The sequence below is a fragment of the Rhizobium cauense genome (assembly GCF_019511525.1).
GTDB classification, from domain to species: Bacteria; Pseudomonadota; Alphaproteobacteria; order Rhizobiales; family Rhizobiaceae; genus Rhizobium; species Rhizobium cauense.
Genome location: NZ_JAEUAT010000005.1, coordinates 230,476 through 244,009, shown reverse-complemented (window position 1 = coordinate 244,009; position 13,534 = coordinate 230,476). Strand labels below are relative to the sequence as shown.

Genomic DNA, 13,534 nt, shown 5'->3' with positions numbered 1-13,534 from the left:
ATGCGTGAGAGCGTGCGAATCGCCAGGCGTCTGCACCCAGTACCTTCGCCCCACCTAATCAGAGGACGGTTAAAGCGGTATTAACCATGCCGTCCCCACATCTCGCACCGGAAAATAAAAAAGCCCGAACCTATGGAGGTCCGGGCCAAGAGCGGTCTATCCGGTTGGACAGGCCGCGACGGGCTGTTCAGCGGCGCCTGCTTTGTGCAAGCGCCGCAATGCCTTGATTACGAGTGGTAAGCAGCTTCGCCGTGGGTCGACAGGTCGAGACCCTCGCGCTCGGCTTCGACGGTAACGCGTAGGCCGATGACGACATCGACGATCTTGTAGAGGATCGCAGAGCCGACGCCCGACCATACGATCGTCGTCAGAACGCCCTTCAGCTGAGCGAGAACCTGCGTGGCAGTACCCGGGTAGCCCGCCGCGAAATCGGCCGTCGAATAATCGACGATGCCGGCGCCGCCAAGTGCAGGATTCACGAGGATGCCGGTACCGATTGCACCGAGGATACCACCGATGCAATGGACACCGAAGACGTCGAGCGAGTCGTCATAGTTGAACTTGTTCTTCACGACATCGACGAAGAAGTAGCAAACCGGCGAAACGATCAGGCCGAGAACGATCGAACCCATCGGGCCTGCGAAGCCTGCTGCCGGGGTGATGGCAACGAGACCGGCAACCGCACCCGAAGCTGCACCGAGCATCGAGGCCTTACCGCGTGCGAAGTTTTCAACGAGGCACCAGGACACAGCCGCTGCAGCCGTTGCCACGAAGGTGTTGATCATCGCGAGCGAGGCATAGGAGTTGGCTTCGAGGTTCGAGCCGGCGTTGAAGCCGAACCAACCAACCCACAGAAGCGATGCGCCGACCATGGTGAGCGTCATCGAATGCGGGGCCATGATTTCCTTCTTATAACCCGTGCGCTTGCCAAGCATGATGGCGCCGATCAGACCGGCAATACCGGCATTGATGTGGACGACCGTACCACCGGCGAAATCAAGCGCGCCGTAGGAGAAGATCAGGCCGGCAGGCGACGTGTAGGAGCTCGGACCGCCCCAGAACCAAACCATGTGGGCGAGCGGGAAGTAGACGAAGGTGAGCCACAGGACGACGAAGAGCATGACAGCCGAAAACTTGATGCGCTCGGCGAAAGCGCCGACGATCAGAGCAGGCGTGATGCAGGCGAAGGTCATCTGGAAGCAGACGTAAGTCAGCTCCGGGATGGCTACGCCCTTCGTGAAGCTCTCGGAGAGGGTGGTCGTATCGACACCGGCGAGGAAGGCCTTCGAGAAGCCACCGACGAAGCTGTTGAGCGAACCGCCGTCCGTGAAGGCCAGCGAATAGCCGTAGGTAACCCAGATGATCATGGCTACAGCCGTGATCATGAAGACCTGCATGAGAACCGAAAGCATGTTCTTGGCGCGAACGAGACCGCCATAGAAGAGTGCCAGCCCGGGGATCGTCATCAGGAGGACGAGAACCGTAGAGATCAGCATCCAGGCGTTATCGCCCTTGTCGACCGTCATCGCAGGAGCAGCTGCTGCGGCAGGTGCCGCCGTGGCGGCTGCATCCTGCGCGAAAGCGGCGACCGGCGCGAAGAGCGCAGCGGACGCAGCGCCAAGCCGCGCAAAATTGGAAGAAAACTTCGAAATTGACATTGAAAGAGGCTCCCTTGCTCTGCCGCTCTTACAGCGCTTCTGTGTCGGTTTCGCCGGTGCGGATACGCACGGCGTGGTCGATCGAGTAGACGAAGATCTTGCCGTCGCCGATCTGGCCGGTCTTGGCGGATGACGCGATGGCCTCAACGGCCTTGTCGACGAGTTCGGAAGCAACCGCGATCTCGATCTTGAGCTTCGGCAGGAAGCTGACCGCATATTCGGTGCCGCGATAAATCTCAGTATGCCCCTTCTGGCGCCCGTAGCCCTTCACTTCGGTCACGGTCAGGCCCTGAATGCCGATCGCCGTGAGGGCTTCGCGCACCTCATCCAGCTTGAACGGCTTGATAATGGCCATCACAATTTTCATCTGGTTTCCCATCCTTCGTTATCCTCGGCGCGGAGCCGACTCTCCTTGCCGCTGACGTTCCCGAACAGCGACCGGGGATATACATTCAAAGGACGTGCCAGATTCGAAGTGGAAATTAAGCTATTGAAAAATAAAGATTATATAAAAGAGAACCAAGAAACAGGCAAATGATTGCCTAATAATCGCTCAAAAATTATCCAAATGAATAAATATGCCTACTATTTATTCATTTGCCCTTTTACGAATCAGCCCCTCCTGAGCGACCGACGCAATCAGGACACCCTCTCTCGTAAACAGACTACCTCGCGTCAGCCCCCGCGCACCGGAGGCCGACGGGCTGTCCTGCGTATAAAGCAGCCAATCGTCCAGTCTCGTCGGGCGGTGAAACCACATCGAGTGATCAAGGCTGGCAACCTGAATCGTCTGGTCGAAAATCGATGTTCCATGCGGATAAAGCGACGTATCGAGCAATGTCATATCGGAGAGATAGGCAAGAATGGCCGCCTGGTAGAAGCGATCCTCGGGAACCGGCCCGGTCGCCCGCACCCAGACATGCTGCACCGGGTCCAGCTTCTTGTCGGAGAAATAGTGCGTGAGCGAGATCGGCCGGATCTCGATCGGCCGCTCACGCTCCCAGTATTTGCGAATCGGCGCTGGAGCGTTGGCGAGAAACTGAGCCGCGATCTGCTGTTCATCGAGAAGCTTCTCGGGGGCGGGCACGTCAGGCATGGTGATCTGATGCTCGAAGCCGGGTTCCTCGATCTGGAACGAGGCCGACAGAGCGAAGATCGCCTCGCCGTGCTGGATGGCAACAGCGCGACGCGTATTGAAACTCGACCCGTCACGAATCCGCTCCACCTGGTAGACGATCGGCACGGAGGGGTCGCCAGGGCGCATGAAATAGGCGTGCAACGAATGCACGATGCGCTCGCGCTCCACCGTGCGCTGCGCCGCCATTAAGGCCTGCGCAATCACCTGACCACCAAAGACGCGCTGCCAGCCGACTTGCGGGCTACGCCCGCGAAAGATGTCGACCTCGATCGGCTCAAGATCCAGCGTCGAGAGCAGCGTCTCCATCGCGGTCGGCTTTTCGGTGTGGCGCGTCATTTTGTATGGCTCCGGACGGTAGGAAGTACGACAGCGATGATCTATATAGATCAATACGATATTCACAAGAAACGGAACGGAACTCCATGCGGGACATGCTGGTTGTAGGCGCGGGTTATGTCGGGCTTTCCGCTGCCGTGGCAGTCAAGCAGGCGGCGCCTCATCTCGACGTAGCCGTCCTCGAGGCTGCCCCTGCGGGCGTGTGGCAGAAGGACATGCGGGCATCGGCAATCATCGCCGCCGCAAGCAGGATGCTCGAAGTCTTCGGCATCTGGGACGAGATCGAGCCCGAGGCGCAACCAATCACCAAGATGATTGTGACCGACTCGAAGACGTCCGACCCGGTACGCCCGGTGTTCCTGACTTTCGATGGCGAGGTAGAGGATGGCCGACCCTTCGCACATATGATTCCGAACGTCGCGCTCGTTCGGGCGTTGCGCGGTGCTTGCGAGCGGCTTGGCATCGAAATCCGTCATGGCTTCAGCGCGACCGGGCTTGCTATCGAAGATACACATGCGAGCGTCACCGCTTCGGATGGCAGCGTGCTGGAAGCGCGCCTCGTGGTCGCCTGCGACGGTATACGCTCCCACCTGCGGGATCTGGCAGGTATCAAGACGGTGTCGTGGGATTACGGCCAGTCGGGGATCGTCACGACGGTCGAGCACGATCGCCCGCACCATGGCTGCGCGGAAGAACACTTCCTTCCCTCCGGGCCTTTTGCGATCCTGCCGCTGACAGGCAACCGCTCCTCGCTTGTCTGGACGGAACCGACGCCGGAAGCAAACCGCCTGGTCACATCCGACGATCTGATCTTCGAGGAAGAGCTGGAACGTCGCTTCGGCCACAAGCTCGGTACCTTGAGGGTCGTCGGCGAGAAACGCGCCTTCCCGCTTGGACTGACGCTTGCGCGTGCCTTCGTGGCCCCGCGCGTGGCGCTCGCGGGCGATGCTGCGCACGGTATCCACCCCATTTCGGGCCAGGGCCTGAATCTCGGCTTCAAGGATGTTGCCGCCCTTGCCGAAACAATCGTCGACGCCGACCGGCTCGGCCTGGACATCGGTTCGATCAACATTCTCGAGCGCTATCAGGCTTGGCGTCGCTTCGATACTTTCCGTATGGGCGTCACGACGGACGTGCTGAACCGGCTCTTCTCCAACGACATGGCGCCGCTACGCATCGCTCGCGATTTCGGTCTGGGCATTGTTGACCGGCTACCCGGCCTCAAGTCGTTCTTCATCGGGCAGGCAGCCGGCACGACCGCCAAAGACAACCCCCGGCTATTGACGGGACAGGCGATCTGAACCGTCAGTCATCGAGCCCGCGCGCTTCCGATACCAGCATGATCGGAATACCGTCGCGGATCGGGTAAGCGAGGCGTGCCTTCTCCGACACGAGTTCGTTGTGTTCCCTGTCGTAGGTGAGCCGCCCCTTGGTCAGGGGACACACCAGCAATTCCAATAGTTTCGGATCAACGCGACTGAGCTTTTCGTCCATGATCGGAGCTTACTGCAGAACAGTGTCCGAGTCACCGAAGACACGCGCCAGCACGATCTCCGTGATCGCGATCAATGTTTCGGCCCGCGTCTTGAGGTCTGGGGCCTCCAGAAGTGCTTGCTTCTCCGCCGGTCCGAAAGGCGACATCATCGCCAGCGAATTGACCAGCGTCAGATTGCTGGCGCGCTCGACACTTTCCCAATCAGCCTCGAGCTTGTTGGCATCGAGATAGGCCTTGAAGGCTGCGAGAAGCGCCCCACGATCGACCGCATCCTCCTCGTCGCGCGCCGAAAGGTCGGCAATGAAGGGCGCGATGCGGAAGGTTCGGAAGGGTTGATGCGTTTCCTTTTCCTCAAGCAGGCGGAAACGGCAAATCCCCGTGAGCGAGACGATGTAGCGACCGTCGCCCGTTTCGGCAAACGAGGTGATGCGCCCAAGGCAGCCAACCGGAGCCAAATGCGCCTCATCCTGCTCGCCCAGCGCCGGTTGCACCATGCCGATCAACCGATTGCCCGACAGGGCGGCATCGAACATGGCAAGATAGCGCGGCTCGAAAATGTTGAGGGGCAATTGGCCCGTCGGCAGCAACAGCGCGCCGCCAAGCGGAAAAACAGCGATCGTATCGGGAAGATCACCGGGCTTCAAATATCGTGCATTCCCCACTTGCATAGAGACTGGTCCTGCATTGCCGGCAGACGCGACACGATGCGCCCACACAAACGGGAATGTGGGGCCGCCCTCCAAAAACGCAAGGGCGGCCGATCGAAACTTGAAGCGCGAATTATGAAAACAGCATGGCGGAAAGCTTGCGCCGCGCCGAAACCGTAGCGGGATCCTTGAAGCCCCAGACATCGAAAAATTGCAGTAGCTGCCGGCGTGCGCCATCGTCGTCGAAAGCGCGGTCCTTGCGCATGATGTAAAGCAGATGCTCTGCTGATTCTTCGCGCCGCCCCTCGACGTTGCGGATCTTGGCAAGCTTCAGCCGAGCTTCGTGATCGTCAGGGTTTCGCGCAAGATCCTGCTCCAGGGCCACGGGATCGCCGAGCTTGCGTGCTTCCTCGATCTGATCGAGCTTCTTCGACACAGCCTGGATCGCAGGATCTTTCGCCATTTCCTCCGGCAATTCCGTCAGCGCCTCGCGCGCGCGTTCATGCTGGTTTGCGGCTATCATGCACTCCGCCATTCCCGCCAAAGCCTTTGCATTTTCGGGATCGGCCTGCATGACGGCGCCGTAGAGCTGTGCGGCACCATTGATGTCGCCGGATGCCAACAGCTCGTCGGCCTCCTTGAGGACACCTTCGATTTCGGCGGCCTGGTCGGCGCCCGCCGGACCGGCAATGCGATCGATGAACTGGTTGATCTGGCTCTCGGGCACTGCACCCATGAAGCCATCGGCCGGACGACCGCCAACGAAGGCGATCACGGCTGGAATCGACTGGATACCGAGCTGCCCGGCGATCGAAGGGTGGTCATCGATGTTCATCTTGACCAGCTTGACACGGCCCTGCGCTTCATTGACGACCTTCTCGAGCACGGGGGTCAACTGCTTGCAAGGACCGCACCATGGCGCCCAGAAATCGACGAGAACCGGCTGGTTGCGCGACTCCTCGATGACATCCTTCGCGAAATTCGCGGTCGTTGTATCCTTGATGTAACCGCCCGCGCCGGCAACCGGGGCCGCCCCGTAGTTCGCCGTTGCCGTCATCTGGCCGAAGGAATTGCTGTAAGGGTTGTCGTTGCCGCTCATGGATATCTCCCGCCGTGCCGGTCAGCCGGCTTTTCTAGCGCTAAAATCGTATGTCAGGACGTCACTTTCAAGACAAGCGGCTTGTGTCCTGTCGCTTCCATAAAGCGAATGAGATCGCTGCTTGCAATCGATGTCGTGGCATCGTTGGACAACGGATGACAATTGATAATCTCGTCCTTCATAAGATCGGCATCGAGAACGAAGGTCACATTTCCACCCTCGTCATTGATTGCCCCGAAGGCGGTGACCGAGCCGGGTGCGACGCCAAGGTACTCCATCAGCTTTTCCGGCTTGCCGAATGAGACCTTGCTGGCGGCACCGATCAGCGTATGCACCGTCTTCAGATCGACCGCTGCGTTCTCTTCCACAGTCAGCAGAAAGAACTGATCCTTCTTGTCTTTGACGAAGAGGTTTTTCGTGTGGCCGCCCGGAATCTCGTCACGCAACGCGACCGATTCGGCGACCGTAAAGACGGGCGCATGGTTCTTAGTGCTGTGCTTGATCTCAAGACCATCAAGAAAGGCAAAAAGATCGTCCCTGGTCTTCGGTGTCGCGTCGGTCATTGTAAAATCCATGCGGTCGGATGGTGATAGGTGCCTGATTACGTCCCGCCACCGCCTTTTGCAACGCTTCTGATCGACACTTTGCCCTGCATTTGCGGCGTTTCCGATGTTTGGGAATATGGCTTTGGAATTTTTCTTCGAATTTCCGTCATTTCCCTGTTGCATTTGAAAATCGTTTGGGCGATATAGCGCCCGTCGCCGCAAGGTGGCGCCCACGGTCCTCACAACTACCCCGGACCGATGCGGATTGAGCGGGTGTAGCTCAGGGGTAGAGCACAACCTTGCCAAGGTTGGGGTCGAGGGTTCAAATCCCTTCGCCCGCTCCAAATTCTCCTACTAGGGCGATGTTGAATTCAGGCTTCGGCCTGACAATTGCCTGTATTTTCAATACATTAAAAATACCGCGCAATGGCGCAGCTAAATCGCTACGCAACAAGAAACCGACGTTCAGCAATGCCAAATCGTCGGCTCTGGTTTCTCGGAAATATGGATCAGCGCGAATAATCGCGAGACGATGTCCAGCCATTCCCTGCCGCTTCCTTGGCGGGAACAGTGTCACGCTGATTGCCGCGCTCAGCATTGTCGCGAGCCGCATCCACCTGCCTCTCGGCGATGTATGGCGCCAGCATTTGCTCCAAGTGAGCCGCGGTCAAGCCTGCTGCGAAGCTTCTCATCTCATCCCTCACGGTGTTTACACTTTGTAAACACTTAGCCGCTCGTAGAGCCGATCGAAACGGTTCAACCGAACTCTCCACGTGCTTTTGTCCGGGATAAGACAAGCGCCCCGGGACTAGGGCATGGCGACCCGGAGTCTTTCGGCATGAGTGGCCAGCGATGACATGATGTTGGCGTGCAGTGGTACTCCATGGATGAGGGCATCGCGCTTGCGCGCAAGGCCGTTCTCTCCGGGTAGCCGAACGCGCGTCACGCCCGGCCGCGGCGGATTGCTGCGGCACGCCTCGGCAAGCCAGCCCGTCTGCCGCAGAAAGGCATCTCGGCCACCAAAAGCGTCCGGATCGAAAACCTGAACAGTGACGGCAGCGTTCGTACCCTTGAGATCATCGACACGTCCAAGACCGGCAAGGCCCTGCGTGAAGGCCTCAACATGAAGCGCCATGCCATAGCCCTTCTGACCATGGTCGAGCCCACCGACCGGCAACAGCGTACCCCCACGTTCGATGACCCGCGGATCGTTGCTCGGTTCGCCGTTTTCGTCCATCAGCCATTCGCGCTCATATTGCCGGCCTTCGCGCGCGAGCCGCTGCGCCATGTTGACGGTCGTGATCGAGGCGCTGATGTCGATCAGAATGGGATCACCAGGTGTCGGAATGCCGTGAGCGACGGGGTTAGGCGTGTAGACACCCTTTCGTCCCCCGAACGGAGCGACCTGCGCCCCGGATGGGCTGGAACTCGCGATGCTGACCATGTAGCCGCGATCGGTTGCGATGGTGAGATAAGCGGCAAGACAGCCGATATGATGGCTGTCGGCGATTGCGATCGTCGCCGTGCCGTAGGTCGCCGCGCGCTCGCAGGCAAGCTTCACCGCCTCGGATGTCAACCAGGCACCGGGAAGCCGTCGCCCCTGCCATGCAACGGCCGGTCCGCGATCGGACAAGATATCCGGCACGCCCTCGCGCTTCATCACACCATCGGCGATACTTTGCAGGTACCAACCGGCCAGTGCCAGACCATGCGTCGTGTGCCCCATCAGATCGGCCTCGACGAGATAGAAGGCAACCGCGGCCGCCTTGCTCTCCTCAAGTCCGGCGGCGCAAAACAGCGCCTGCGCGAACTGACGCAGCCTATCCGCTTCGTAGCGGGTATCCGGTGTCTCGCCCATGTTTGTCTCCATCTTTGCCGACACCAAGCGTCAGCTCGCCAGAAAGCGGGGCTCAAGGGTCTTTCCGTTGAGCACTGCCAGCACGTTTTCGGCCGACATGACCGAAACGGCGCGTTTGGCATCGAGCGTGACGCCGGCGACATGTGGGGTTACCAGCGTGTTCGACAGCTGAAATAGCGGATTTTCTGTGCCGGGCGGCTCGACTGCGAAACTGTCCAATCCGGCACCGGCGAGATGACCATCTTCAAGGGCTGAAACCAGTGCCTTTTCGTCGACAACTTCGCCACGCGCCGTGTTGATCAGGAACGCGCCTCGTTTCATCAGCCCCATGCGGCGGGCGTCGATCAGATTCTGCGTCTCCGGCGTCAATGGACAGTGCAGGCTGACGACATCAGAGCTCGCCAGAAGCGTATCCAGGTCCGTTTCGCGGATGATTCCATCAAGAAAGGCGTCATCCGGCGCATGCGGATCGAAGGCTGAGACGATCATGCCGATGGCGCCGGCCATTCGCGCGAGCGTCTGGCCGATGAAGCCGAAGCCGACAAGACCGAGTCGCTGGCCGCGCAACTCACGCCCTTTGTATTGGTTCTTATCCCAGATGCCGTCCCGGATCAGCGCATCCTGGCGCGGCAGGTCCTTGGCCAACGCCATGATCAACGCGAGTGCGTGCTCGGCCACAGAGTGTCCATTGCTGCCCGTGGTCATCGATACCGGAATACCGAGCGCCGTCGCTGCCTTCACATCAATGTCGTTGGTTCCGACTCCATGCTTGGCGATATGCCGAAGCTGTCCGCCGGCCCGCATTTCTTCAGGCCCGAGAAGATCGGCAAGCAGGCGCACGATGACGGCGTCGGGTCGGTGAACCCTCATCACCTCGATCACGCCTTGGCGGTCGATGTAGGGTTGCGTGGAGACGACATTTACACCGGCATCCTCAAGAACCAAGCGTCCTTCCGACGCCAGTTCACCTCCCAGAATGACAACAGTTCTTTCCATCGCTCATCTCCTCCAACGAGCAAAGCGGCAGACGGCGCAGCACTGCGCCTCGACAGTTTAGAGCGCGTTCAGGTGTCAGGCGGCCTGTCGGCGTGGGGATCGTGCCATCAGCCGCGCGTAGGCAATGGCCGAAAGCATATTTACATGGTTGGCTTTGCCCGTGCCGGCGATATCGAAGGCCGTGCCGTGATCGACAGACACACGGTCGATCGGCAAGCCGAGCGACACGTTGACGGCAGTATCAAAGGCGATGAGCTTGATCGGGATATGACCCTGATCGTGGTACTGCGCGATGACCAGATCGAAGGCGCCGTTGTAGGCGCGAGCAAACACGGTGTCGGCCGAGATAGGACCAACAACATCGATACCCTTCGCCTGCGCCAGCTCGACGGCAGGCGCCAGGAACTCGGTATCCTCGGTACCGAAAAGACCGTTTTCGCCGCAATGCGGGTTGAGGCCAGCAACCGCGATGCGGGCTTTCTTGCCAAGGCGCATGAAATGATTGTGTCCTGCCTCGATCGTTGCCAGCACGCGTTCGGTCTTGGCGCGCTCGATCGCACCCTTGAGCGAGATATGAGTGGAAACGTGGATCGTGTTCAGTCGTTCTGAAGCGAGCAGCATGAACGAGCTCTTCGAACCGGTAAGGTGCGCAAGCAGGCCCGTATGACCGTCGTAGTGATGACCGGCAAGGTTCATCGCTTCCTTGTTGATCGGCGCGGTAACAATGACATCGGCATTGCCCGACATCGCAAGATCGACCGCGCGACTGATGTACCGAACGGAGGCGTCGCCGGCGACCGGGCTGACCTTGCCGATCTCAGGCAGTGGCGCACCAAGCTCCACTTCGTCGACCGCGATCTTGCCTGCCGCAACAGCGTCTGCCGGCGCAAAGGAAAGTCCGGCTGCCGCAGCGCGATTGGCACGCTCGAGCGCTTCCGTATTGCCGACGATGACGAAATCGCGCCGCTCCAGTTCCGGCATCGTCGCAAGTGCCTTGACGATCACCTCGGGGCCGACGCCGGCCGGATCGCCGAGCGTCACGGCAACTTTCGCATTCCTGTCCATCACTCACGGTCCTCTTTTGAATGGAAGCGAGCCCTAAAAGGCCGCTTCGTAGATCGAGCGGATATCGGCACGCGACAGATCGCGCGGATTGTTGTCCAGGAGGCGACGGATCGCAAAAGCATCGTCTGCCATCGCGTCCAGATCGCTTTCGGGTACACCGAGGCCGGAGAGCTTCATCTCAATCCCGAGTTCAGCGCAGAAGGAGTAAGCAGCATCAAAGACGGATTCGATACTGTCAGAGGTCTTCTGGCCAAGCGCCTCCATGATGATACGGGTCTTCTCGGAAACCGCCGGCGTATTGAACGCAAGAACATGCGGGAAGATCAGGGCGTTTGCCGCACCATGCGCTACATGCCAACGCGTACCAAGCGGATAGGCGAGCGCGTGACCGCCCGCCGTATTGACAGGGCCAAGACAGAAGCCGCCATAGAGTGAGGCCAGCGACAGACCGGCACGCGCCTCCGCGTCGGAACCGTCCCGAACGGCCCGAGCAAGATATTTCCCGACCAGCCGTGTGCCCTCGATCGCATAGAGATCGATCATTGGATGGGCCTTGCGGTTGGTAAACGCCTCGACGCAATGCGCCATCGCGTCAACGCCGGTTGCCGCGGTCGTACGCGCAGGCACGCTAAAGGTCAGGGCTGGGTCGACAACCGCGATATCCGCAAGCATATACATGCTCTCGACAGCCAGCTTGGCCATCGTCCTCGGGTCGGTGACGAGAGCCCGGATACCGGCCTCGCTTCCGGTCCCCGAAGTCGTCGGCACTTGTGCCAGAGCGACGCGGCGGGGCCCGTTGACCTTGTTCGGTCCAACGACGTCGTGCAGCGTCTGTGACGAACCGGCGAGCACAGCGGCGAGCTTCGCAAGATCCATCGCACTACCACCACCAAAACCGACAATGAGCTGGGCGTCCGCTGCGTTCGCGGCGACCAGCACCTTGTCGAGATTGGCAGTATCCGGCTCCGGCGTCACGTCGGCAAAGACCGTGACTTCCCCGTTGAGCGCCAGTGCATCGACTCGTGTCGCGTTGAAGGCGTCGGAGATTACAAGGATCCGGCTGTAGCCCTTGTCTGCGGCCCACTTGCCGAGGCGCTCAGCGGTGCCGACGCCGAACTCGATCAGATGCGGCCGGACAATTGTGATAGGTGAATCCAAGCTGGCCACTGGACCACTCCTCCCTGCAGGTGTTGCGACGCCCCGCGTCACAAAGATGTAAATTTGTTATACAATGTACCCGCATTTGGCAAGTCGGGAGATTGATCGCATCGGAAAATATTCTGCATTCCCTTATCGAGGTGGCCAAAGACGGAACAAAGCGGAAAATCTATCTATATGATTTTAAACAAATAAACTGGAAACAACTGCTTAGGCAGAAACGAAGCCGCTGCGGGCGCCGAACCACCTCGCAAATCATATGAAGTTGTCAAATAAAGAAGCCGACCCGACGCAACCGCTCATCACGCGCGGCGTCGGATCGAGAATGCTCGCTGGCAACCCGCGACAGCGTTAAGCGGTGGCGTCGGCCGAAAGCCGGACATACTTGATGGCTCGTCGGTAGTAGGTATAGGCGATGTGCACCGTGCCATCGGACCCCTGAACGATCGAAGGGTAGGAGAACTCGCGGTTCACGGAGTCCTTCGAGTTATTGCTGAGGCAGTAGCCGTCACCGGTATCGAGATCGGTGCGACGCGGAAAAGTAACGCCGCCGTCGCTGGAAAATGCGAGACTGAGTGGCGCGCGAGGCACCCCCCAGACGGCCCTACGACGCTCGATCACGTGCGCCGGCACGGTCACATTCTCTTCATCGCCCTCAATCTCATCGTAGAGCGACTGGCGCCTAGCGTCCGACATCTGCCCGTTCGAATGGTTATAAACCATTGCAACAACGCCATTTTTCAGTCTTGTCGCCTGAATGGACGAGTTGTTGTTCGGCAGATCGATCGCCTGCGGCGCACTCCAATGCTCACCGCCATCGCTCGAGCGGCTGGACAGCACCGACTCCGAGAAACGATTCCGATAGAAGGCTACAAGCTCGTCGCCTTCGATAGAAACGATGTTCATGTGAACCGCCCCAACACTGTTGGGCACCTCGGTCAAGCTCCAGCTTTTCCCTTCATCTCGCGAGATAAGGACGCCAGCCGTATCCACGTCGCCCGTCCAGCGTTCGCCGGGCAAACCGACGCAGCGGAAGATCGGCAACAACCAGGCGCCGTGGTCATTCACAGTGATCGGCTGACGGACAAAGGTACCTGGGATATCGCAGAGAACACGCACCTCGCCGAATGTCTTGCCGCCATCCGCGGAGATCCTGCACTTAACGATGGAGCCGTCCTGGTTGCCCGATGTCTGGGAGGTGTAAAGCAGCCAGACCTTTCCGTCCGGCGCACTGAAAATCAACGGATTCTGCTCGGATTTTGTCGGATCGTCGGACATTTTTTCCGGCTGCGACCAAACCTTGGCGCCTGGGGCAAGCCGCGACATGTAAACAGAAATGTCGCCCATACCCTCCATCGTGCCACCAAACCAGACACAGGTTAGCGTGCCGTCAGGTAGAAAGGCCAGGTTGGCGGCATGGTTCTGGATGCAGGGGGAAGGCAGATACGCATCTGCGCGCGACTTCTCACTCCCATTGGCAACAATCTCACCGGTCATCAGCGCCGGAACCGCCTCGGGCGGCAAACCTGTAAATCTCAT

Annotated in this window: 15 protein-coding genes and 1 tRNA gene; 2 read left to right on the top strand and 14 right to left on the bottom strand. The window is 59.5% G+C overall.

Annotation, left to right across the window (positions count from 1 at the left end; all coding sequences use genetic code 11):
- Positions 1 to 227 precede the first annotated feature (227 nt).
- The 3 genes from JNB88_RS11805 to tesB form a co-directional block, all read right to left on the bottom strand.
- The gene (locus tag JNB88_RS11805) at positions 228 to 1,658 is read right to left on the bottom strand and encodes an ammonium transporter (protein WP_220355621.1); all 1,431 of its coding nucleotides are present in this window, start codon (positions 1,656 to 1,658) and stop codon (positions 228 to 230) included.
- A gap of 28 nt (positions 1,659 to 1,686) precedes the next feature.
- Positions 1,687 to 2,037: a P-II family nitrogen regulator gene (locus JNB88_RS11800; RefSeq protein WP_019280527.1), complete on the bottom strand. Its 351-nt coding sequence runs from the start codon at positions 2,035 to 2,037 to the stop codon at positions 1,687 to 1,689.
- Positions 2,038 to 2,247: 210 nt separating this feature from the next.
- A complete protein-coding gene (tesB, locus tag JNB88_RS11795) occupies positions 2,248 to 3,132 on the bottom strand; it encodes an acyl-CoA thioesterase II (RefSeq protein ID WP_220355620.1) in 885 nt (294 codons plus the stop codon).
- A gap of 5 nt (positions 3,133 to 3,137) precedes the next feature.
- Between tesB and JNB88_RS11790 the strand changes: the two genes are divergently transcribed.
- Positions 3,138 to 4,433 (top strand): ubiquinone biosynthesis hydroxylase, encoded by a 1,296-nt coding sequence (locus JNB88_RS11790; RefSeq protein WP_220355619.1) that lies wholly within the window; start codon positions 3,138 to 3,140, stop codon positions 4,431 to 4,433.
- Between the two features lie 4 nt (positions 4,434 to 4,437).
- Here JNB88_RS11790 and JNB88_RS11785 read toward each other — a convergent pair whose 3' ends face one another.
- The 4 genes from JNB88_RS11785 to JNB88_RS11770 form a co-directional block, all read right to left on the bottom strand.
- Positions 4,438 to 4,626, bottom strand: coding sequence for a Trm112 family protein (locus JNB88_RS11785; RefSeq protein ID WP_007794429.1), 189 nt, complete (start codon positions 4,624 to 4,626; stop codon positions 4,438 to 4,440).
- A 9-nt stretch (positions 4,627 to 4,635) separates the two neighbouring features.
- On the bottom strand, positions 4,636 to 5,295 hold the full coding sequence (locus tag JNB88_RS11780) for an LON peptidase substrate-binding domain-containing protein (RefSeq protein WP_037131942.1): 660 nt from the start codon (positions 5,293 to 5,295) through the stop codon (positions 4,636 to 4,638).
- Positions 5,296 to 5,407: 112 nt separating this feature from the next.
- Positions 5,408 to 6,373, bottom strand: a complete 966-nt coding sequence (trxA, locus tag JNB88_RS11775; protein WP_220355618.1) for a thioredoxin — start codon at positions 6,371 to 6,373, stop codon at positions 5,408 to 5,410.
- A 53-nt stretch (positions 6,374 to 6,426) separates the two neighbouring features.
- The gene (locus tag JNB88_RS11770; RefSeq protein WP_037131937.1) at positions 6,427 to 6,936 is read right to left on the bottom strand and encodes a prolyl-tRNA synthetase associated domain-containing protein; all 510 of its coding nucleotides are present in this window, start codon (positions 6,934 to 6,936) and stop codon (positions 6,427 to 6,429) included.
- Positions 6,937 to 7,187: 251 nt separating this feature from the next.
- Between JNB88_RS11770 and JNB88_RS11765 the strand changes: the two genes are divergently transcribed.
- A tRNA-Gly gene (locus tag JNB88_RS11765) sits at positions 7,188 to 7,262 on the top strand.
- Here the strand turns inward: JNB88_RS11765 and JNB88_RS11760 are convergent.
- The 7 genes from JNB88_RS11760 to JNB88_RS11730 all read right to left on the bottom strand — a co-directional run bounded on the left by JNB88_RS11760 (position 7,241) and on the right by JNB88_RS11730 (position 13,534).
- On the bottom strand, positions 7,241 to 7,462 hold the full coding sequence (locus JNB88_RS11760) for a hypothetical protein (protein WP_220355617.1): 222 nt from the start codon (positions 7,460 to 7,462) through the stop codon (positions 7,241 to 7,243). The two genes, JNB88_RS11765 and JNB88_RS11760, sit on opposite strands and share 22 nt — an antisense overlap.
- A complete protein-coding gene (locus JNB88_RS11755; protein ID WP_220355616.1) occupies positions 7,428 to 7,610 on the bottom strand; it encodes a hypothetical protein in 183 nt (60 codons plus the stop codon). The genes JNB88_RS11760 and JNB88_RS11755 overlap by 35 nt, the downstream gene beginning before the upstream one ends.
- Positions 7,611 to 7,726: 116 nt before the next feature.
- A complete protein-coding gene (locus tag JNB88_RS11750; RefSeq protein WP_220355615.1) occupies positions 7,727 to 8,776 on the bottom strand; it encodes an Ldh family oxidoreductase in 1,050 nt (349 codons plus the stop codon).
- Positions 8,777 to 8,806: 30 nt separating this feature from the next.
- Positions 8,807 to 9,772, bottom strand: coding sequence for a hydroxyacid dehydrogenase (locus JNB88_RS11745; protein ID WP_220355614.1), 966 nt, complete (start codon positions 9,770 to 9,772; stop codon positions 8,807 to 8,809).
- Positions 9,773 to 9,847: 75 nt separating this feature from the next.
- Positions 9,848 to 10,837, bottom strand: coding sequence for a 4-hydroxythreonine-4-phosphate dehydrogenase PdxA (gene pdxA / locus JNB88_RS11740; protein WP_037131928.1), 990 nt, complete (start codon positions 10,835 to 10,837; stop codon positions 9,848 to 9,850).
- A gap of 33 nt (positions 10,838 to 10,870) precedes the next feature.
- Positions 10,871 to 12,004, bottom strand: a complete 1,134-nt coding sequence (locus JNB88_RS11735; RefSeq protein WP_220355613.1) for an iron-containing alcohol dehydrogenase — start codon at positions 12,002 to 12,004, stop codon at positions 10,871 to 10,873.
- A gap of 342 nt (positions 12,005 to 12,346) precedes the next feature.
- Positions 12,347 to 13,534 carry a sialidase family protein gene (locus tag JNB88_RS11730; RefSeq protein WP_220355612.1) on the bottom strand — a complete coding sequence of 396 codons (1,188 nt, stop codon included), beginning with the start codon at positions 13,532 to 13,534 and terminating at the stop codon, positions 12,347 to 12,349.

Coding starts and splice junctions, on each gene's coding strand:
- trxA (WP_220355618.1), bottom strand. CDS start 6,373: ATGAGCGGCAACGACAACCCTTACAGCAATTCCTTCGGCCAGATGACG.
- tesB (WP_220355620.1), bottom strand. CDS start 3,132: ATGACGCGCCACACCGAAAAGCCGACCGCGATGGAGACGCTGCTCTCG.
- JNB88_RS11730 (WP_220355612.1), bottom strand. CDS start 13,534: ATGAGATTTACAGGTTTGCCGCCCGAGGCGGTTCCGGCGCTGATGACC.
- JNB88_RS11750 (WP_220355615.1), bottom strand. CDS start 8,776: ATGGGCGAGACACCGGATACCCGCTACGAAGCGGATAGGCTGCGTCAG.
- JNB88_RS11770 (WP_037131937.1), bottom strand. CDS start 6,936: ATGACCGACGCGACACCGAAGACCAGGGACGATCTTTTTGCCTTTCTT.
- JNB88_RS11790 (WP_220355619.1), top strand. CDS start 3,138: ATGGCTCCGGACGGTAGGAAGTACGACAGCGATGATCTATATAGATCA.
- JNB88_RS11745 (WP_220355614.1), bottom strand. CDS start 9,772: ATGGAAAGAACTGTTGTCATTCTGGGAGGTGAACTGGCGTCGGAAGGA.
- JNB88_RS11760 (WP_220355617.1), bottom strand. CDS start 7,462: ATGGCTGGACATCGTCTCGCGATTATTCGCGCTGATCCATATTTCCGA.
- pdxA (WP_037131928.1), bottom strand. CDS start 10,837: ATGGACAGGAATGCGAAAGTTGCCGTGACGCTCGGCGATCCGGCCGGC.
- JNB88_RS11800 (WP_019280527.1), bottom strand. CDS start 2,037: ATGGGAAACCAGATGAAAATTGTGATGGCCATTATCAAGCCGTTCAAG.
- JNB88_RS11780 (WP_037131942.1), bottom strand. CDS start 5,295: ATGCAAGTGGGGAATGCACGATATTTGAAGCCCGGTGATCTTCCCGAT.
- JNB88_RS11755 (WP_220355616.1), bottom strand. CDS start 7,610: ATGAGAAGCTTCGCAGCAGGCTTGACCGCGGCTCACTTGGAGCAAATG.
- JNB88_RS11805 (WP_220355621.1), bottom strand. CDS start 1,658: ATGTCAATTTCGAAGTTTTCTTCCAATTTTGCGCGGCTTGGCGCTGCG.
- JNB88_RS11785 (WP_007794429.1), bottom strand. CDS start 4,626: ATGGACGAAAAGCTCAGTCGCGTTGATCCGAAACTATTGGAATTGCTG.